This is a genomic window from Streptomyces sp. NBC_01304, assembly GCF_035975855.1.
GTDB lineage: Bacteria > Actinomycetota > Actinomycetes > Streptomycetales > Streptomycetaceae > Streptomyces.
This window is the reverse complement of record NZ_CP109055.1, coordinates 8,652,066-8,669,945: the sequence shown is the minus strand read 5'-3', so window position 1 is coordinate 8,669,945 and position 17,880 is coordinate 8,652,066. Positions and strand designations below refer to the sequence as shown.

Here is a 17,880-nt window from a genome sequence, read left to right as displayed (position 1 = left end):
GTCACGGAAGTTGAAGGGGCACAGCTCGGATGAATGCAGGCGCAAGTCCGGACCTGACCGTCGGCTCCCGTGACGACGGCGCGTATTCACCCCCTGGGGCAAGGGGCGTGCACAGGGGCTGCGGAGGGGCCCCGCGGACGCCGTAAGGTTGGGGCGTACGCGAGAGCACGTCGGAAGGAGGCGTGGGTGATCGAGCTCGAGGGTGTTCCCGAGCTGGTCGACCCGGTCATGGTGGCCGCGTTCGAGGGCTGGAACGACGCCGGCGACGCCGCCTCCACCGCGGTCGCGCACCTGGACAAGGAGTGGAAGGGCGAGGTGTTCGCGGCGCTGGACGCCGAGGACTACTACGACTTCCAGGTCAACCGTCCCACGGTGTGGCTGGACGGCGGGGTGCGCAAGATCACCTGGCCGACGACGAGGCTCTCCGTGGTCAGGGTCGGCGGTGACAAGCCGCGCGACCTGGTCCTTGTGCGCGGCATCGAGCCGTCCATGCGCTGGCGCTCGTTCTGCAACGAGCTGCTCGGCTTCGCCCATGAGCTGGGCGTCGAGCTGGTCGTGGTCCTGGGCGCGCTGCTCGGCGACACCCCGCACACCCGGCCGGTGCCGGTCAGCGGCGTCACCTCGGACCCGGATCTGGCCCGCACGATGAACCTGGAGGAGACGCGGTACGAGGGGCCCACGGGCATCGTCGGCGTGCTCCAGGAGGCCTGCACCCACGCCGGCGTACCGGCGGTGTCGCTGTGGGCGGCGGTGCCGCACTACGTGTCGCAGCCGCCGAACCCGAAGGCGACGCTGGCCCTGATCAACCGCCTCGAGGACCTGATCGACCTGCGCATCCCGCTGGGCGAGCTGCCCGAGGACGCGCGGGCCTGGCAGCTGGGCGTGGATCAGCTGGCCGCCGAGGACAGCGAGGTCGCGGAGTACGTACAGACGCTGGAGGAGGCCCGGGACACCGCCGAGCTGCCCGAGGCGTCCGGCGAGGCGATCGCCCGCGAATTCGAGCGGTACCTGCGGCGCCGCGACGGCGGTCCGGGGCCGGGCCAGGGGCCGGGTTCCGGGCCCGGGCACGCGACAGACGGCAGCGACGCGTCGTATCTGCGCGACAGCACGGGCGACCGCCCACGGCCGCTGAAGCCGCAGCTGCCGGAGGCGGATGCGCCGGACGCCGCGGACGGGCCTTCGACGGGGGCGGGGCCGGAGCCGGCCGAGGCGGAGAGCGCGGCCAAGCCGCCGACCGGCGGGGCGGGCGACGACGCGCCTCAGGACGGCGGGGACAGCAAGGCCAAGCCGCCTACAGGCGACGTCGACGTCGAGCCCGAAGGCGACGGCCCCACGCCGTCGGAGTAGTCGGAGTAGGCAGCACCGCAAGACAGGTCGGGCCCCGCTCAGCGGGGCCCGACCTTTGCGTTCACACCGGGTGCGTCCCACCCGACGTACACACGCAGCGCTGAGGCACGCACACCCGATGCCGTGACGCACCCACCTGATGCCTCACACCTGCCGCACCGCCACCGCCTCGTACGTGGTCGTCGGCCCCGGCTCCGACACGTCGAAGCGTGCGTTGGGCAGATAGATCCGGTCGCCCCACGCGGCGGCCGTGGTGGGGATCCGGAAGCGCTCGGGGTCGGTGATCCGGGTGATCGCCCGGCCCCGCGTGCCCGCCCGGTCCAGGGCGAACACGTCGATGGCGTTCTGCTGCTGCTGGACGACGTACAGCGTGCGCCCGAGCAGCAGCATCCCGTCGCCGTTGGGCAGCTTGGCGCCGCCGAGGTCGACCTTGCGGGCCGCACCGGTGCGCGGGTCGACCCGCATCAGCGAGCCGCCGTCCGCGAAGGCGTTGACCAGGAGCAGCGCCCTGCCGTCCGGGGTCCGCTCGATGCCGTTCGACGTGAAGTCGGGGCCCTGCGCCCAGTCGCCGGTCAGGGGCACCGTACGTACGTCGCCGGGCCTGCCCCGCTCGTCGAGGGCGAGGCGGTACATCTGGGGCTTGAAGGAGTCGGTGAACCACGCGGCGCCGTGCGCGAAGATCACGTCGTTGACGAAGGTGCCCTCCGAGCCGACCGTGGCCAGCGTGCGCAGCGCGCCGCTGCGCGGGTCGGCGATCCGCAGCTCGCGGCTGGGCCCGCCGCACAGGAAGAGCCGGCCGCTGGAGTGCAGCTTCAAGCCGATCACCGGATGCTCGGGGCCGAGCCCCTTGACGACGACCCGGCCCTCGCCCGTGGCCAGGCTCGCCCCGTAGATGTCGCCGTTCGCTATCGAGCCGAAGTAGGCAACCGGCCTCGACCCGATGGTGATGCCTTCGGGCTGGAAGCCGTTCGGCAACGGGAACCCGGCAGGCCAGCGTCCGCCCTTGCCGCCCGCCCCGGCGGCGCCTGCCGCCTCCGAGGCCTGTGCGGTGGAACCGAGTTGGCCCCACAGGGCCGCGCCACCGAGTGCGGCACCCGCGCCTAACAGCCTTCGACGCCCAAACGCACGATCCTCGGAACCCATGTCGCGTCCTTCCGCCAATACGGGTCAACAGTCGCTCACACCCCACCACATGACCTGCGTCCGCGCAGCACTTGGCCGACAGACATCGCGACATCGGTTTTCGGCCGGATTGCACGAGGTTGCCCTGGGTTCCCCATTCAACTTCCTTTCAAACCCTGTTGGCCGGACGGGGGGTGGACGAGATGCCCGAGCGGTAGCAGGGTGTGCCCCGAAGGCGCGGAGCACGGCCGATGCGGAGCACGGGCAAGCCGAGGAAATCCAGCAGGACACATCCGAGGGGAGCGCGAACCGATGACCGACCAGGTAGAACCGGCCCAGGGCCCGGGAGCCGCCGGACCAGGACCTGACGGAGCGGGATTCACCTACCGAGGCGCCGAGCAGGAACTCATCGTCGTCGCACGGCCCGAGGCCCGGCTGCGCGCCGAGGCCAGGGGCGTACGCTCGGCCGCCGGGGCGGACGTCTCCGCCCTGAACATGTTCCTGACCGACGAACAGCTCGGCCTGGAGCCCTTGTTCGGCAATGAGGAGCGGCTGCAGTCGGCGGTGCCCACGTCGCAGATGCGCGAACAGGGGCCCGACCTCGCACTGTTCTACCGGGTACGCGGCGGCGAGAGCCGCGCCCAGGAGCTGCGCTCCCGCATGGCCGCGCTGCCGGAGATCGAGACGGCGTACGTGAAGCCGGGTGCCGTGCCCGCGTCGTTCGGCTCGGCCGGGCAGAGCGCCGCCGACGACAGCCAGCGCCAGAAGGAGGGCGCGACGCCCGACTTCACCGGCCGGCAGGGCTACTTGCGTCCGGCGCCCGAGGGCGTGGACGCGCACTGGGCCTGGCAGCGGGCCGGCGGCTCCGGCGAGGGCGTGACCGTGATCGACGTCGAGGGCGCCTGGCAGTTGCGCCACGAGGACCTCGCGGCGAAGCTCGCCGGCGTGGTGATCGGGACGCCGCTGCAGGACCTGGCGTGGCGCAACCACGGCACCGCCGTGCTCGGCGTGATCGGTGGCGACCGCAATGAGAAGGGCATCACCGGCATCGCCCCCGAGGCGGTCACCGCCGCGGCGTCGTTCCAGGGCATCGGCTCGGCGGCGGCGATCCACGCCGCGGCGGACCGCCTTTCGCCCGGTGACATCGTGCTGATCGAACTGCACCGGCCGGGGCCGAAGTTCGACTTCGAGGCGCGGGACGACCAGAAGGGCTACATAGCCCTGGAGTGGTGGCCGGACGACTATGCCGCGATCCGCTTCGCCACGGCCAAGGGCGTCCTGGTCGTCGAGGCCGCGGGCAATGGCGCCCAGTCCCTGGACGACGCGGTGTACGAGCGCCGCCCCGCCGAGTTCCCCGAGTGGTGGCGCAACCCCTTCAACCCGTCGAACCAGCCGTCCGGCGCGATCCTGGTGGGCGCGGGCGCACCGCCGCCCGGCACCCACGGCCGCGACCACGGCCCGGACCGCTCGCGGCTCGCGTTCTCCAACTACGGGGCCCGCCTGGACGCCCAGGGCTGGGGCCGCGAGACCACCACGACCGGCGGCTCCTGGAACCAGCCCGGCGATCTGCAGGGCGGCGCCGAGGAGATCGCCTGGTACACCGACACCTTCTCGGGCACCTCGTCGGCCTCGCCGGTGGTGGTCGGCGCCCTGGCCTGTCTGCAGGGCATGCTGAAGGCGGCGGGCACTCAGCCGATGACGCCGGAGCGCGCTCGCGAGGTCCTGCGGACCACGGGCTCCGAGCAGCAGCACGCGCCGGGCCGGCCCGCATCGCAGCGCATCGGCAACCGCCCCGACATCAGGGCCGCGGTCACCCGTCTGGTGCCGTCCGCGGTGGGCCAGGGGCAGGCCGAGCGCTACTGGGACGAACTGGTCCCCTATCCCCGTGAACTCCCGCCGCGCCTGCGCCTGTTCGTGGCCGGCGCGTGGCGGAACCTGAACGACCCGTCCCCCGAGATCCGTCAGGCGGTGCATTCCGCATTCGCCGGGGGCCGGCCGGACGTACGTGTCTGGTTCTCCGACGACGAGGTCGTGGGCCTGGTCGTCACCGGCTGAACCGGCTGAACCGGCACCTTCGTAAGGATCGCAGTGAATCAATCAGTGAGGGAAGGTGGCACCCGCATGAGCACCACCCCGCAGATGAGCCAGCAGAGCCAGCAGATCCCCCAGCAGCAGGGCCAGCAGCAGTACGGCCAGGGCCAGTTCGGCATGGGCCAGCAGGGCCAGCAGGGCCCGAGCACCGCCCCGCCGCAGCAGCAGGGCTTCGGCCGGCAGCAGTTCGGGCAACCGCAGTTCGGCCAGCCTCAGCAGCAGCTCGGCCAGCAGCAACAGTTCGGGCAGCCGCAGCAGCAGTTCGGCCAGCCCATGTACGGTCAGCAGCTGTACGGCCAGTCGCAGCAGCCCGGCCAACAGCAGTACGGCCAGCAGCAGTTGCCGCCGCAGCTCCAGCAGCAGCTCCAGCAGCTCGGCCAGCAGCAGCCCATCCAGCAGCTGCTGCAGCAGATGGGCGGCGCCGGCGCGGAGGCCATCCAGAGCGGTGTCGCCACGCGCTACTGGGACGTCGTCGACGCCCTGCCCGGCCAGCCGCCGATTCTGTTCCTGCTTGCCGACAGCATCTGGCGTGAGCTGCACAACCCGAGCCAGGTCGTGCAGGACGTGGTCCAGCGTGCGTTCATCGCCGGCCACCAGGTGATCGTGTTCTTCGACAGCGCGACGCCCAACGAGATCCAGGCGATCGTGGTCAACAAGTAGGGCTCACGCACAAAAGGCGCCGGACGAGCTGGTCTCGTCCGGCGCCTTACGCGTGTGCTCCTACAGGGCAACACCGAGCAGTGCGTCGACAGCACGCGACACCACGCCGGGCGCCCCTTCCTGCGTACCGCCGTCCGACTCCTGCAGCGCGGCCCACCGGTCGACGGCCGCGAGCGCGGCCGGCGCGTCCAGGTCGTTCGCCAGGGCCTCGCGGATCTCCTCGACGAGGGCGTCGGCGGAGGGTCCGTCGGGCCGGGAGACCGCGGCCCGCCAGCGTCCGAGCCGCTCGAGGGCGTCCTCGAGGACCTGGTCGGTCCACTCCCAGTCGGACCGGTAGTGGTGCGCGAGCAGCGCGAGCCGGATCGCGGCCGGGTCGACGCCGTCGTGCCGCAGTTTCGAGACGAAGACCAGGTTGCCCTTGGACTTCGACATCTTCGCGCCGTCCAGGGCGACCATGCCCGCGTGGACGTAGGCCTGCGCGAAGGGGTGCTCCCCGGTCATGACCTGGGCGTGCGAGGCGCCCATCTCGTGGTGCGGGAACGCCAGGTCGGATCCGCCGCCCTGGATGTCGAAGCCCATCCCGAGGTGCTCGAGCGCGATCGCGACGCACTCGATGTGCCAGCCGGGCCGGCCGCGGCCCAGGCTCGCGCCGTCCCAGCTCGGCTCGCCCTCGCGGGCGGCCATCCAGAGCATCGGGTCGAGCGGGTTCTTCTTGCCCGGACGCTCCGGGTCACCCCCGCGCTCGGCCGACAGGACCTTCATGGCGGCGGCATCGAGCCCGGAGACCTCACCGAAGTGGGCATCGGACTCGACGGAGAAGTAGATGTCACCTTCGAGCTCGTACGCGGCCCCCATGTCCCGCAGCCGTTCCACCAGCGGGATGATCCCGGGTATCGCCTCGACGGCGCCGATGTAGTGCTTGGGGGGCAGCATCCGCAGGGCTGTCATGTCCTCGCGGAAGAGTGCGGTCTCGCGCTCGGCGAGCCCGGTCCAGTCGAGGCCGTCGCGGAGGGCGCGCTCCAGGAGCGGGTCGTCCACGTCGGTCACGTTCTGCACGTAGTGGATCTGCCGCTTGGTGTCGAGCCACACGCGCTGCACGAGGTCGAACGCGTTGTAGGTCGCCGCGTGACCCATGTGGGTCGCGTCGTACGGCGTGATGCCGCAGACATAGATTCGGGCGACGGGACCGGGGTCAAGGGCGATGAGCCCACCGGTCGCGGAGTCGTGGATCGTGAGGTCGCGGCCCTTGCCAGGCAGGGCGGGGACCTCGGAAGCGGGCCAGGCATGCATGTCTTGAGCGTAACCGGACGGATGTTCCGTACACGATCCGGGCCGGATCTCTTGGCCGAATCGGCCGTCTTGCGCGCTCGCCGCCCGCATGCGTACCGGGTCGGGCCCGACCCTGAGGGCTCCGCCCCAGCCCTCCTGTCGGCCTGCGGCCTCGTCCTGAAGCGCCGGACGGGCTGATTCATCAGCCCGTCCGGCGCTTGAGGACATCAGTAACAGCACCCCCACCCACCCAGGCGACGCAGTCTTTCGGGAAGGGGCGGGGAGGGGAGAAACCCTCTAGACCGGCGGCCACGGAATGGCCGGCCACTCCCCCGACGGCTTCGGATGCACTCCGGACGCCAGCAGCCCCGCCACCCGCTCCCGCAGGGCCTCCACCTCGGCAGAGGTGATCAGCGAGCCCAGCTGCTCAGCAAGGGCGCAGCCCTCGCCCAGACCTTCGTCAAGCCGCGAAAGAACAGCCACCGCCTCGCCCGGCAAGGGCTCCCCCGCCCACCCCCACAAGAGCGTCCGCAGCTTGTCCTCGACGTTGAAAGTCACCCCGTGATCGATCGCGTACAGCCGCCCGCCAGGGCCCGTCAGTAGATGCCCGCCCTTGCGATCCGCGTTGTTGATCACCGCATCGAGCACGGCCAGCCGCCGCAGCCGCGCATCATCGGCATGCACGAGCAGGGCTGTGCGCCCCTCTCCGACCTCGGCGAACCCGATCGCCTTCCACCCGTCCTCGGGCGTCTCTCCGTCCACGAGGGCAAGCAGCTCGGGCTCCGCCGCATCGGCGTCCCCCTCGATCCACAGTTGGCACATGCCCTCGCCGTAGGGCCCGTCCCGCAGCACGGTCGGCGGCACCAGACCCCACCCGGTCGCCTCGGAGACCTCGTACGCGGCCACCTCGCGCTGCGCGAGGGTACCGTCGGGGAAGTCCCACAGGGGCCGCTCGCCGGCGACCGGCTTGTAGACGCAGTCGGCCTGCTCGCCCTCGTACGCGACGGTGCACAGCAGGACCGCGTTGGACGCCTCGCGGATCTGGCCGCGCACGGTGAGCTCACCGTGGGTGAGCAGCTCGACGGCGCCGGCGCTCACGCCCCGCGGCGGTATCCGTTCTGGCGCGGGCATACGTGTCCTTCCGGGTCGAGCGGCAGGCTGCACAGGGGGCACGGCGGGCGTCCGGCGTTCACCACGTCCAGGGCGCGCTTGGCGAAGGCCCTGGCCTGTGCTCCGGACAGGCGTACGCGGAGCATCGGAGGGCCGTTCTCGTCGTCCTGGAGCAGCCGCTCCTCGGCCTCGGCGAGGTCGTCCTCGTCCTCCGCGTCCAGCTCCACCAGGGCCTGCGCCTCGACGATCATGCGCTGCTCGTCGCCGTCCCAGGCCAGCGCCATGGTCCCGACGCGGAACTCCTCCTCGACGGGGGCGTCGAGCGGGGCGCTGTCGGAGATCTCGGTGGGTGCGACGGCGGGCACCGGCGCGTTGCCTCCGCTGCGGCGAACGACCTCGTCGAGGAGCTCGTCCATCCGCTCGGCGAGCGCGGCCACCTGGGTCTTCTCCAGGGCCACGCTGGTGACACGGCCCGCGGCCGAGGCCTGCAGGAAGAACGTACGGCGTCCGGGAAGCCCGACCGTGCCGGCCACGAAGCGCTCCGGCGGGTCATAGAGGAACACCTGGCGGGACACGTCCTTGCCTCTCCCTCGGTATCGGGTACTGCGTAATCAGCGCTGTAACTTCGGCGCTGTAACTACAGCTGCGACTACAGCCGTCTGCATCAGGTGACCGCTGCGGTCGTCAACGTGGGCTCACCCTACTGCGGCCGACGATCACGGCGCCCCCGCGGCACCGCCCACGGTGGCGTCGCCCGACTGCTCCGCGGTGCCGTTGTCGCGCGGGGCGAGGGACCCGAAGTCGCCGGTGTCGCCGAGGCGTACGAGGAAGGGACGCAGTCGGGTGTAGCGGATCGCGGTGACCGAGCAGGGCTCCACGGAGATGCGCTGGAACAGGTCCAGATGGAGCCCCAGGGCGTCTGCGACAAGGGACTTGATGATGTCGCCGTGCGAACACATCGCGTAGACGGCGTCGGAGCCGAAATCGCGCTCCACGCGCGCGTTCCACTCACGCACCGCCTCGGCCGCGCGGGCCTGCATGGCCCGCATGGACTCACCGCCCGGGAAGGCGGCAGCCGACGGGTGCTGCTGTACGACCTCCATCAGCGGGTCGTCCGCGAGCTCGGCGAGCTTGCGGCCGGACCAGTCGCCGTAGTGGCACTCGCCGATCCGTTCGTCGGTGTGCAGCTCGAGGCCGGGGCGGGCGGCGAGCAGCGGCGCGAGGGTCTCCCGGCAGCGCTGCAGCGGGCTGCTGACGACGGTGGCGAGCGGCAGCGCGGCGAGGCGCTGCGGCAGGGCGGCGGCCTGGGCGCTGCCGCGCTCGTCCAGGGCCACTGAGGGAGTCCAGCCGGCGAGCACGCCCGCGGTGTTGGCGGTCGACCGTCCGTGCCGGACAAGGATCAGCGTGGGCATGACCGCCAGCCTAGGCGGCCTCGCCGCCCGGGGTGCGCCCGGCCCCGGATCACGGAAGAATGCGCGCCGTGATCGTCGACTGTGCCATCTACCGGGACGGGCGCCGCACAAAGGGCCCGGACGACTTCTCCGACGCGCTGGATGAGGCGCGGGCCACCGGTGACGCCTTCTTGTGGCTGGGGCTGCACGAGCCGGGGGAAGCGGAGTTCGCGCTCGTCAGCGAGGAGTTCGGGCTCCATCCACTGGCTGTCGAGGACGCCCTGAAGGCACACCAACGGCCGAAGCTCGAGGTGTACGACGACTCCCTGTTCATGGTCCTCAAGCCGATCGTGTACGACGACGCGCAGGACCTCATCACGTCCGGGGAGTTGATGCTCTTCGTCGGGGACTCCTTCGTGGTGAGCGTGCGCCACGGCGAGGGAGCGCCGCTGGCGGCGGTGCGCAAGCGGCTCGAGGACCAGCCGGACGTGCTCAAGCACGGCCCGACGGCGGTCCTGTACGCGGTGTGCGACGCCGTCGTCGACCACTACACGGAGGTGGCCGGCGAGCTCCATCTGGACTTGGAGGCACTGGAGGAGGAGGTCTTCGACCCGGCCGGCACGGACACCAAGACGCTCGCGGCCCGCATCTACAACTTCAAGCGCCAGATCCTCGAATTCCGCCGTGCCACCGTGCCGTTGGCCCTGCCCATGTCCCGTCTGGCAGGCGCCGGGGTGCCCTTCGTGCACGAGCACTCCCAGCTCTTCTTCCGTGACGTCAACGACCACCTCACCCGCGCCAACGAGGGCGTGGAGGGCCTGGACCGGCTGTGCTCGGACATCCTGGCGGCCCATCTGGCACAGACGGGCGTGCGGCAGAACGACGACATGCGGAAGATCTCCGCGTGGGCGGCCATGGCGGCCGTGCCCACGATGATCGCCGGTGTGTACGGCATGAACTTCGACTTCATGCCCGAGCTGCACCACGTCTGGGGCTATCCCTCGGCGGTGATCCTGATGGTCCTGGCCGTCGTCGGCCTGTACCGCCTGTTCAAGCGCCGCGGCTGGCTCTGACGCCGAACTGCCCGCCGCCTCAGGCGAATTCGGCCGCCGACGTCGCGGGCCCGCCCAGCGCATCGCGGCGCTGTGGCATCTCCAGGGACACCATCCGCCGCCAGCCGCCGGCTCTTTCGTACGCGTACACCCCGTGGATCCCCGCGGCGAGGACCCGCGCCTTCGCCTTGGGCCAGCCCAGGATGCGCCCCATGTGGTCCATCACGGCGAGGCTGACGTCGCGGTAGATGCGGATCTCGGCCATCGCGCACTCGCGCAGGATGCGCTGGATGTCACGGCCGTGCCCGGCGCGCGCGAACCGCAGGAGCTCTTCGTGGCAGTACGCGAGGTGGTTGTCCTCGTCGTTGGAGATCATCTTGACCGCGCGGCCGAGGTCCGGGTGGTCGGCGAAGTGCTTGCGCAGGAGGTCCATCTGCTCGGAGGCGCGCTGTTCGGTGACCCTGCTGTGCGCGAGGTAGGTGATGATGTCCTGCTCGCCGAGCGGCTGTTCGCTCGTGAGCTGCTCATGGGCGAGGCCGATGCCGTGCTTCTCCAGGAGCATGGTGTAGTCGGTCTCGTGCGGGACCTCGCACGGCGTGAGGCCGCGCTTCTTCAGGAGGGCGTTGAAGATCCGCCCGTGCTTGTCCTCGTCCGCGCCGTGCCGGGCGATCTTGGGCGCGAGCGCCCGCTGGCTCTCGGGGACGAGGGCCGCGATCCGGCCGTTCTCCCAGCCGCCCTGCGTCTCGCCGCTCGCCGCGATGGAGCAGAAGAGCCGGAAGGACTCGTCGTTGTCGAGGATCTCCTCGAAAAGACTCTTGGCCGAAAGCATCACTGCCACCTCCATGCAGGGGTCCACAGATCCGATCGACGGGGCTCTGCAAAGAAAGAGTCAAATGCGGCGCGAGGTGCGAGGCAACAGATGCGTCGGACAACTCGGCCGAAAGACGTACGGCGGGCGCCCGGCGGCCGCGCGGAGATGAGGGCGACGGCCGCGTAACCGACCGGTGCGTGAAGCGTTGTTACGGGTGACGGCCGTGGCGGGGAAGACCCCCCGAGCCCCCACCACGGCCGCAGAAACCAATCACCGCTCGTTACGCCAGTCCGGCGCGCTCCAAGGCCTCCGTGCCCGCGCGCAGCGAGGCCAGGCGCTCGTCGAGGGTGAAGCCCGCCGGGGCCAGGGTGAGCGTGGTGACGCCGGCCGCCGCGTAGGCCTGCATCCGGTCGGCGATGCGGTCCACGGAGCCGAGCAGCGTCGTCGAGTCGATGAGCTGCTGCGGCACGGCCGCGGCGGCGCCCTCCTTGTCGCCGGCCAGGTACTTGTCCTGGATCTCGGCGGCCTCCTTCTCGTAACCCATGCGCCCGGCAAGCTGGTTGTAGAAGTTCTGCTTGCGGCTGCCCATGCCACCCACGTACAGCGCGGTGTACGGCCGGAACATGTCGGCCAATGCGCTGACGTCCTTGTCAGCGCCCAGTGCGAGCGGCACCGTCGGACACACGTCGAAGCCGTCCATGGTCAGGCCGGCCTTCTCCCGGCCCGCCCGCAGCGGCTTGATCGCGGTCTCCTCCAGGTGCTCGGCCGCCGGGAAGATCAGCAGCGCGCCCTCGGCGATCTCACCGGTCTGCTCGAGGTTCTTCGGGCCGATCGCGGCGATGTAGACGGGAATGTGCTCCCGCGCGGGGTGCACGGTCAGCTTGATCGGCTTGCCCGGGCCGCCCGGCAGCGGCAGGGTCCAGTGCTCACCCTCGTACGAGAGTCGCTCACGGCTCATCGCCCGGCGCACGATCTCGACGTACTCCCGCGTGCGCGACAGCGGCTTGTCGAACTTCACGCCGTACCAGCCCTCGGAGACCTGCGGCCCCGAGACGCCGAGGCCGAGGCGGAAGCGGCCGCCGGACAGCGAGTCGAGGGTCGCCGCGGTCATGGCGGTCATCGCGGGCTGCCGAGCCGGGATCTGGAAGATCGCCGAGCCGATGTCGATGCGCTCGGTCTGCGAAGCGACCCAGGCGAGCACGGTGGCGGCGTCCGAGCCGTACGCCTCCGCGGCCCAGCAGACCGAGTAGCCGAGCTTGTCGGCCTCCTTGGCGACGGCGAGATTGTCCGCGTCCATCCCGGCGCCCCAGTAGCCGAGGTTGATCCCGAGTCGCATCCGCCGATCCCCTTACTGAGCAGTAACGTCCTTGTTGCCCGGACTCTAGCGCGCAGGTGTGCGAGATGTCAGGGGAGGTTGTCCACAGGGCGGCACGGGTTCGTTGTGTGACCAGTAATCTCAGCGCCCATGGAGCAGAGGCATCTCGGCCGTACCGGCCTGCGTGTGTCCCGGATCGGACTCGGCACCCTCACCTGGGGGCGCGACACCGACGAGCACGACGCCGCCGACCAGTTGAAGGTCTTCTGGGAGGCCGGCGGCACCCTCGTCGACACGGCGGACGTGTACGGCGGCGGGGATGCCGAGTACGTTCTCGGCCAGCTCATCGAGGGCCTCGTCCCGCGCCGCGATCTGGTCATCGCGACCAAGGCGGGCAGCGTGCCCGACCCGGACCGGCGCTTCGACGGCTCGCGCGGCCATCTGCTCAGCGCGCTCGACGCCTCACTGCAGCGGCTCGGCACGGACTACGTCGACCTCTGGCAGGTGCACGCGTACGACGCCGCCACACCCATCGAGGAGACCCTCCAGGCCCTCGATCTCGCGGTCAGCAGCGGCCGGGCCCGCTATGCGGGGGTGTCCAACTTCTGCGGCTGGCAGCTGGCGAAGGCGGCGACCTGGCAGCTGGCCGCGCCCGGGGTACGCACCCGTCTGGCCAGTACGCAGATGGAGTACTCGCTGCTCCAGCGCGGCATCGAGCGCGAGGTGCTGCCCGCCGCCCTCGACCTGGGCGTGGGCCTGCTGCCGTCGTCGCCGCTCGGCCGCGGGGTGCTGACCGGCAAGTACCGGCACTCCACGCCGGCCGGCTCGCGCGGAGCCTCCGACCACATGGCGCCCTTCGTCGCGCCCTACCTCGACGAGGCGGCGAGCCGGATCGTGGACGCCGTCGCCACGGCCGCGGACGGGCTCGCGGCGACGCCGCTCCAGGTGGCCCTCGCCTGGGTGCGGGACAGACCCGGAGTGGCCGCCCCGATCGTCGGCGCGCGCAACGCGCAGCAGCTCACGGCGGCATTGTCAGTGGAGGCCCTTAGTCTTCCTGACGAGATCTGCCGTGCGCTCGACGATGTGTCGGCGCCCGTGCACCGCTATCCCGATCAGGACTGGAGCACCCTGTGAGTACGGAGCCCGCCGCCGCGGAGGAGACCGAGGCGCCCCCTGCCCTCCCCGAGGCTGCCGATGCGTCCGGGGACACCGATCAGGGCGCGGAAGACCTGACCGACACCGGCGAGGACCCGACCGAGGGTGACGCCACGGCCGACGGCGAAACCACGACCGGCGATGAAGCCGAGGCCGACGAGACCGGCACCGAGGCCACCGCGGAAGCCGCCGCACAGCTCAGCGAGTCCGAGGCCGAACTGGCCGCGCAGCGCGAGCTCCGGGAGCGCATCGAGCAGCGCAAGGCCGAGAAGGACGGGCCGATCGCGGCCGGCGGCAAGCTGAGCGGCACCGCGGCCGATCTGCTCGCGGCGGTCCGCGCCGTGGAGAGCGGCGAGAAGCCCACCACCCGTGTGTTCAGCGATCCCGTGCCCGAGCCGCGCCGGGCCGCTCCCGCGCCGCGCCCCGCGCCCGCGCTCCAGCAGGCCACGCCGGCGGGTGGGCCCCTGCCGCCCGCCACGGAGGTCGTCGAGGCAGTACGCACCGTGCTGGCCGAGGGCGGCGCCCCCGCGACGCTGGCCGGGCCGGCCGCGTCGGCGCTCGGCGAGGCGGCGGACACTCAACTGCGGGACGACCCGTGGCAGTTGCTCAGGCTGCCCGGCGTACGCCCCGAGCAGGCCGACGGATTCGCCCGCGCCCTGCTGGGCGACGACTGCCGTCCCGATGACGAGCGACGGGGCTGCGCGCTCACCGTGTGGCTGCTCGAGCAGGCCGCACTCGCCGGGCACACGGCACTCGACTCGGACGTCCTGAAGTCCGCGCTCGGGCAGCGCTCCGTACCGGACCCGGAAGCGGCGGTGCAGAGCGCGATCGCCGAGGGGGACGTGCTGATCTTCCAGGACGCCCTGGACGGCCCCGCCCCGGTCCCTGCCCCGGCCGCCACGCCATCCGACGCCTCCGGCGACTCCGGCGACTCCGGCGACGAGGAAGCGGAGACCGAGCAGCCGGTGCGCATTCTGGTCGGCCTGGAGCGTTACGCCCTCGCCGAGGAGAGCCTGGCCGACGGGCTGGCCCGGGTCGTCAACTCCCTGGCGAAGGAGGAGAGTTCAGGCCCCGCCGACTGGGAGTCCGCCGCGTCCGGCGCGAAGGGCTCGACCGCGGAGCTGATCGGCGCGGTCGCGGCCCACGGCCTCGTGCTGCACACCGGCGGTGAGGCAGCCAGGGCCGAACCCGTCGCCCTCGCCACCGCGGCCACGGAGCTCGGCCTGCGCGTCTGCGTCGCCACCCACACCGCACACTCCCGGAGCGCCCTCACGGAGCAGTTGGGCTCCGCCGCGACCACCGTGGCCGGCCTCCTGGCCGGGGCCGAGGGACCGGGGCGGGACGCCGAAGGCGCGCTTGCCCTCGACCTCCTCGTGGTGCTCGACGCGCCCCAACTGGACGTGGAAACCGCGGCGATGCTCGTCGAATCGCTCCCCGACGGCGCCCGCCTGGTGCTCAGCGGCGACCCGGGCGTGCTGTGGTCGGCGGGCCCCGGTCGCGTCTTCGCCGACCTGCTCGCCGCCCGTGCCTGCCCGCACATCGTCTCGCGCACCCCGGACCCGGGCCCGCTGGGCGAGCTGGTCTCCGGCATCGGCATCGGCGAGCTGAACCAGGTGGACGCGCCCGGCAAGGAGATCGTCATCGTCCCGGTACGGGACGCGGGCGAGGCCGTGCACCGCACGGTTCAGCTGGTCGCGGACTCGATCCCGCGCGCGATCGACGTACCGGCCCACCAGACGCAGGTGATCGCGCCGGGCCATGGCGGCGCCGCGGGCACCCGCGCGCTCAACGCGGCCCTGAAGGAACGCCTCAACCCGGGCCCCGGCCGCTTCGGCGGCTTCGACCCCGACGACCGCGTGGCCTACTCCCCCACACCGGGCCGCGCCCAGCCGGGCCGAGTGGTCGGCGCGGACGCCGAGGGCCTGCGCCTCGACTGCGAGGGCACACCCGTGGTCGTACCGAAGGAGCGCGTCGAGCAGACGGTCCGGCACGGCTGGGCGCTCACCGCGCACCAGGCCGCAGGCCGGCGCTGGCCCGCGGCGGTCGTGGTCCTGCCGGGTGATGCGGCGGGCGCCCTCAACCGCCCCTGGATCTACACGGCGTTCAGCCGCGGCGAGCGCCACCTCTCCGTGGTCCACGGCGTGGAGGGCGCACTGGCTCGCGCGGTCACCGAGACCCCCGCGAAGCCCCGCACCACACGCCTGCAGACCCTGCTGCAGGCCCAGGTGCCCTCGGCGACAGTCTGAGTACGGAACAAGGCCAGACCTCGACCGAGGTCTGGCCTTGTTCGGGGACCGGTCCCACGATCAGTGCTCGACGTCGACCAGCTCGTCGTCGTCCGCCTCGTCATCGAGCTCGTCGTCCGGCTCCTCGTCGAAGACCGCGCTCACATCGAACCGGCAGACGATCCGCTGCGGATCGGCCTGCTCGAAGGGCGAGTCCAGCCACTCCCCGGGGTCGGCCGGCTCGTCGATCGCCGTGACCCAGAGCGTCGAGTCGCCCTCCTCCAGGCCGAACTCCTTGTGCCGCGAGGCGATTTCATCGGGCTCGAACTCCCCGAAGAGCACTCCCAGCGCGGCATGCACGCTGCTGCCCACCACACCCGCGGCCGACGCCTCGCCCGCCTCCGTGTCGGCGTCCAGGTCGGCGACCCGCTGCGACTGGGCGAGCAGCCGCTGTGGCTCCACCACCGAGTAGTCCCGGCGGATCAGCACGCTCAGCGCGTTCGGCTCGTCCGGCCCGCTGTAGGGCGGCAGCGTGTCCTCGGCGCCGGGGATCTCGAAGGGCGTGACCTCGTCGTAGGCGTCGTAGAGCAGTTCGTCGTACGCCTCGGCGGCCGCGGCGAGCTCGTTGAACGCTTCGTAGACGTCCGGGTCGTCCTCGCCCGACCGTCCCTCGACGGCCGCAAGGTGGGCGTCGAGAGCGGCCTTGACCGCCTCGGCGGCGGCGCGTACCTCGGCAGCGGTGGGCTGCGCAGCATCAGACATAGTGCAGACGCTATCCGTACCTGGGCGTTGCCCGCACAATAGATGCGATGCCGGAATACGAATTTGTCGACGTGTACGTACCGCGCGGGGTCTCCCGCAAGGAAGCGACTCGTCTCCTCACGGACCATGCAGAGTACGGACACTGGGAGTTGGACCGACTGAGCCTGCGCCGGGACGGCAGCCGCAGGGTGCGGCTGCGCCGCCGGATCATTCGCCAGGTGCGCGCCACATGGTGACAGGCGTCGCACGCCTTGCGCAGTGCGCACAAATACGGAGTGGGCCCCGCGAAAGCGGGGCCCACTCCGTTGTCATGCCTTACGCGGCCTGACGCGACCTGCGGTAGAGCACCGCACCCGCGAGCAGCAGACCGGCGCTCGCCGGAACGGCGATGCCGATCGGCAAGTCGCTGCCCGTGTGGGCGAGCTGCTCGGAGCCCTTGGGCGGGGTGACGATCTGCGTCCCCGGCTCATTGGGATTCGTCGGCTCGTCCGGGCTGGACGGGTTGTCCGGAGTATCCGGGTTGTTCGGATTCCCGGGCTCGTTCGGCTCGTTCGGCTCGTCCGGCTCCTGCGGTTCCTGCGGCTCGCCGGGGTGGTCGTTGCCGGGAGGCTTGACCGGGCCCGATTCGTTGCTGCAGGCGTTGCCCGAGGTGGCGTTGCCGAGGCCGACGATGCTGACGCTGTTCCCGCAGGCGTTCACGGGGACGTCGACCGGCAGCTGCACATGGTTGCCGGACGCGACGCCGGGTGAGTCCTTGGCGCTGCCCTCGGCCGTGGCTCCGCCGCCGGACGGCTTGTGCTTGCCGCCCGTGCCGTTGTCGGAGTCGTTGGCGCAGCTGTTGCCGGCCGCGGGGTTGAGCAGTCCGATCACGTTCACGGTGTTGCCGCAGAGGTTGATCGGCACGTCGACCGGGAGCTGGATCGTGTTGCCCGAGGCGACGCCGGGTGAGTCCGACGTCTTGCCGTTGGCGCCCGAGTCGGCGTGTGCGTAGCCACCGGTGACGGCGAGCACGCCGCTGGCGGCCGCCACCGTGATCAGGCCTTTACGCGTGACCTGTCGCATGGTTGTTCCCTGCCTTTGACCTTCCGGAGTGCGCACGAGCCTCCTGACGCGTGCGCCGAATGCCCAGCGGCCCCGGAGTGCATGGCTCGCACTCCGGGGCCGACGGACTCAGACCCTCATGGGGTGAGGCACAACGTCACGCGTTGGTGCAGGTGTTGCCGAAGGTGGGGTTCAGCAGCCCGATCACGGTGACCGTGTTTCCACACGCGTTCACCGGGATGTGGATGGGCGCCTGAACAACGTTGCCCGAGAGCACGCCGGGAGACTTCACGGCGGCACCCTGGGCACCGGCGTCGGCAGCAGCGATACCCGCACCCGCGAGCACGAGACCACCAGTGGCAGCCGCAGCAGCGACGACCTTCTTGATCATTATTCCTCCTTGTTGGCAATGCAGTCCCAGCCGCGGACTGCACCACCTGTAACGAGGAGGGAGTAATCGGGCTACGAGCCTATGGTTCCTTTCACTCTTTTCAGTCAAGTACGCACGCGCTGCCGATTATTGGAGTTT

At 71.4% G+C, this 17,880-nt stretch carries 17 protein-coding genes; 7 read left to right on the top strand and 10 right to left on the bottom strand.

Features of this window, described 5'->3' with window-relative positions; translation table 11 throughout:
* Positions 1-186: 186 nt before the first annotated feature.
* Positions 187-1,347, top strand: coding sequence for a PAC2 family protein (locus OG430_RS38550; RefSeq protein ID WP_327357299.1), 1,161 nt, complete (start codon positions 187-189; stop codon positions 1,345-1,347).
* A 144-nt stretch (positions 1,348-1,491) separates the two neighbouring features.
* Here OG430_RS38550 and OG430_RS38545 read toward each other — a convergent pair whose 3' ends face one another.
* Complete coding sequence (locus OG430_RS38545; RefSeq protein ID WP_327357298.1) at positions 1,492-2,490, bottom strand: SMP-30/gluconolactonase/LRE family protein; 999 nt, start codon at positions 2,488-2,490, stop codon at positions 1,492-1,494.
* Positions 2,491-2,781: 291 nt separating this feature from the next.
* Between OG430_RS38545 and OG430_RS38540 the strand changes: the two genes are divergently transcribed.
* Together OG430_RS38540 and OG430_RS38535 are read left to right on the top strand one after the other, a co-directional pair.
* Positions 2,782-4,524: a S8 family peptidase gene (locus OG430_RS38540; RefSeq protein WP_327357297.1), complete on the top strand. Its 1,743-nt coding sequence runs from the start codon at positions 2,782-2,784 to the stop codon at positions 4,522-4,524.
* A 66-nt stretch (positions 4,525-4,590) separates the two neighbouring features.
* Positions 4,591-5,220 carry a hypothetical protein gene (locus OG430_RS38535; protein WP_327357296.1) on the top strand — a complete coding sequence of 210 codons (630 nt, stop codon included), beginning with the start codon at positions 4,591-4,593 and terminating at the stop codon, positions 5,218-5,220.
* 60 nt (positions 5,221-5,280) lie between these two features.
* Here OG430_RS38535 and mshC read toward each other — a convergent pair whose 3' ends face one another.
* The 4 genes from mshC to OG430_RS38515 form a co-directional block, all read right to left on the bottom strand.
* Positions 5,281-6,510 carry a cysteine--1-D-myo-inosityl 2-amino-2-deoxy-alpha-D-glucopyranoside ligase gene (mshC, locus tag OG430_RS38530; RefSeq protein ID WP_327357295.1) on the bottom strand — a complete coding sequence of 410 codons (1,230 nt, stop codon included), beginning with the start codon at positions 6,508-6,510 and terminating at the stop codon, positions 5,281-5,283.
* 276 nt (positions 6,511-6,786) lie between these two features.
* Complete coding sequence (locus OG430_RS38525; RefSeq protein ID WP_327357294.1) at positions 6,787-7,620, bottom strand: SCO1664 family protein; 834 nt, start codon at positions 7,618-7,620, stop codon at positions 6,787-6,789.
* Positions 7,584-8,174 (bottom strand): DUF3090 domain-containing protein, encoded by a 591-nt coding sequence (locus OG430_RS38520; RefSeq protein ID WP_327357293.1) that lies wholly within the window; start codon positions 8,172-8,174, stop codon positions 7,584-7,586. The genes OG430_RS38525 and OG430_RS38520 overlap by 37 nt, the downstream gene beginning before the upstream one ends.
* Positions 8,175-8,315: 141 nt before the next feature.
* A complete protein-coding gene (locus OG430_RS38515; protein ID WP_327357292.1) occupies positions 8,316-9,011 on the bottom strand; it encodes a histidine phosphatase family protein in 696 nt (231 codons plus the stop codon).
* A 59-nt stretch (positions 9,012-9,070) separates the two neighbouring features.
* Between OG430_RS38515 and corA the strand changes: the two genes are divergently transcribed.
* Entirely contained in the window at positions 9,071-10,063 is a 993-nt protein-coding gene (gene corA / locus OG430_RS38510) for a magnesium/cobalt transporter CorA (protein WP_327357291.1), read from the top strand.
* Positions 10,064-10,082: 19 nt separating this feature from the next.
* Here corA and OG430_RS38505 read toward each other — a convergent pair whose 3' ends face one another.
* Together OG430_RS38505 and OG430_RS38500 are read right to left on the bottom strand one after the other, a co-directional pair.
* Positions 10,083-10,871 carry a ferritin-like domain-containing protein gene (locus OG430_RS38505; protein ID WP_327357290.1) on the bottom strand — a complete coding sequence of 263 codons (789 nt, stop codon included), beginning with the start codon at positions 10,869-10,871 and terminating at the stop codon, positions 10,083-10,085.
* Between the two features lie 262 nt (positions 10,872-11,133).
* Positions 11,134-12,189 carry an LLM class F420-dependent oxidoreductase gene (locus OG430_RS38500; protein WP_327357289.1) on the bottom strand — a complete coding sequence of 352 codons (1,056 nt, stop codon included), beginning with the start codon at positions 12,187-12,189 and terminating at the stop codon, positions 11,134-11,136.
* Positions 12,190-12,318: 129 nt separating this feature from the next.
* On the opposite strand from OG430_RS38500, the gene OG430_RS38495 reads away from it, so the two are divergent.
* Both OG430_RS38495 and OG430_RS38490 read left to right on the top strand, forming a co-directional pair.
* Complete coding sequence (locus OG430_RS38495; RefSeq protein WP_327357288.1) at positions 12,319-13,302, top strand: aldo/keto reductase; 984 nt, start codon at positions 12,319-12,321, stop codon at positions 13,300-13,302.
* Complete coding sequence (locus OG430_RS38490) at positions 13,299-15,569, top strand: AAA family ATPase (RefSeq protein ID WP_327357287.1); 2,271 nt, start codon at positions 13,299-13,301, stop codon at positions 15,567-15,569. Before OG430_RS38495 ends, OG430_RS38490 begins: the two co-directional genes overlap by 4 nt.
* A 60-nt stretch (positions 15,570-15,629) precedes the next feature.
* Here OG430_RS38490 and OG430_RS38485 read toward each other — a convergent pair whose 3' ends face one another.
* Positions 15,630-16,310, bottom strand: a complete 681-nt coding sequence (locus OG430_RS38485) for a hypothetical protein (RefSeq protein ID WP_327357286.1) — start codon at positions 16,308-16,310, stop codon at positions 15,630-15,632.
* Positions 16,311-16,357: 47 nt separating this feature from the next.
* Between OG430_RS38485 and OG430_RS38480 the strand changes: the two genes are divergently transcribed.
* Positions 16,358-16,546 (top strand): DUF5703 family protein, encoded by a 189-nt coding sequence (locus OG430_RS38480; RefSeq protein ID WP_018535088.1) that lies wholly within the window; start codon positions 16,358-16,360, stop codon positions 16,544-16,546.
* 79 nt (positions 16,547-16,625) lie between these two features.
* Here OG430_RS38480 and OG430_RS38475 read toward each other — a convergent pair whose 3' ends face one another.
* Positions 16,626-17,372 carry a chaplin gene (locus tag OG430_RS38475; protein WP_327357285.1) on the bottom strand — a complete coding sequence of 249 codons (747 nt, stop codon included), beginning with the start codon at positions 17,370-17,372 and terminating at the stop codon, positions 16,626-16,628.
* Between the two features lie 136 nt (positions 17,373-17,508).
* On the bottom strand, positions 17,509-17,742 hold the full coding sequence (locus OG430_RS38470; protein ID WP_327357284.1) for a chaplin: 234 nt from the start codon (positions 17,740-17,742) through the stop codon (positions 17,509-17,511).
* Positions 17,743-17,880: the final 138 nt, after the last annotated feature.

Bases quoted from the DNA above. Each gene is read 5' to 3' on its own strand.
- OG430_RS38545 (WP_327357298.1), bottom strand. From the start codon at position 2,490: ATGGGTTCCGAGGATCGTGCGTTTGGGCGTCGAAGGCTGTTAGGCGCG.
- OG430_RS38540 (WP_327357297.1), top strand. From the start codon at position 2,782: ATGACCGACCAGGTAGAACCGGCCCAGGGCCCGGGAGCCGCCGGACCA.
- OG430_RS38535 (WP_327357296.1), top strand. From the start codon at position 4,591: ATGAGCACCACCCCGCAGATGAGCCAGCAGAGCCAGCAGATCCCCCAG.
- mshC (WP_327357295.1), bottom strand. From the start codon at position 6,510: ATGCATGCCTGGCCCGCTTCCGAGGTCCCCGCCCTGCCTGGCAAGGGC.
- OG430_RS38525 (WP_327357294.1), bottom strand. From the start codon at position 7,620: ATGCCCGCGCCAGAACGGATACCGCCGCGGGGCGTGAGCGCCGGCGCC.
- OG430_RS38515 (WP_327357292.1), bottom strand. From the start codon at position 9,011: ATGCCCACGCTGATCCTTGTCCGGCACGGACGGTCGACCGCCAACACC.
- corA (WP_327357291.1), top strand. From the start codon at position 9,071: ATGCGCGCCGTGATCGTCGACTGTGCCATCTACCGGGACGGGCGCCGC.
- OG430_RS38505 (WP_327357290.1), bottom strand. From the start codon at position 10,871: ATGCTTTCGGCCAAGAGTCTTTTCGAGGAGATCCTCGACAACGACGAG.
- OG430_RS38500 (WP_327357289.1), bottom strand. From the start codon at position 12,189: ATGCGACTCGGGATCAACCTCGGCTACTGGGGCGCCGGGATGGACGCG.
- OG430_RS38495 (WP_327357288.1), top strand. From the start codon at position 12,319: ATGGAGCAGAGGCATCTCGGCCGTACCGGCCTGCGTGTGTCCCGGATC.
- OG430_RS38485 (WP_327357286.1), bottom strand. From the start codon at position 16,310: ATGTCTGATGCTGCGCAGCCCACCGCTGCCGAGGTACGCGCCGCCGCC.
- OG430_RS38480 (WP_018535088.1), top strand. From the start codon at position 16,358: ATGCCGGAATACGAATTTGTCGACGTGTACGTACCGCGCGGGGTCTCC.
- OG430_RS38475 (WP_327357285.1), bottom strand. From the start codon at position 17,372: ATGCGACAGGTCACGCGTAAAGGCCTGATCACGGTGGCGGCCGCCAGC.
- OG430_RS38470 (WP_327357284.1), bottom strand. From the start codon at position 17,742: ATGATCAAGAAGGTCGTCGCTGCTGCGGCTGCCACTGGTGGTCTCGTG.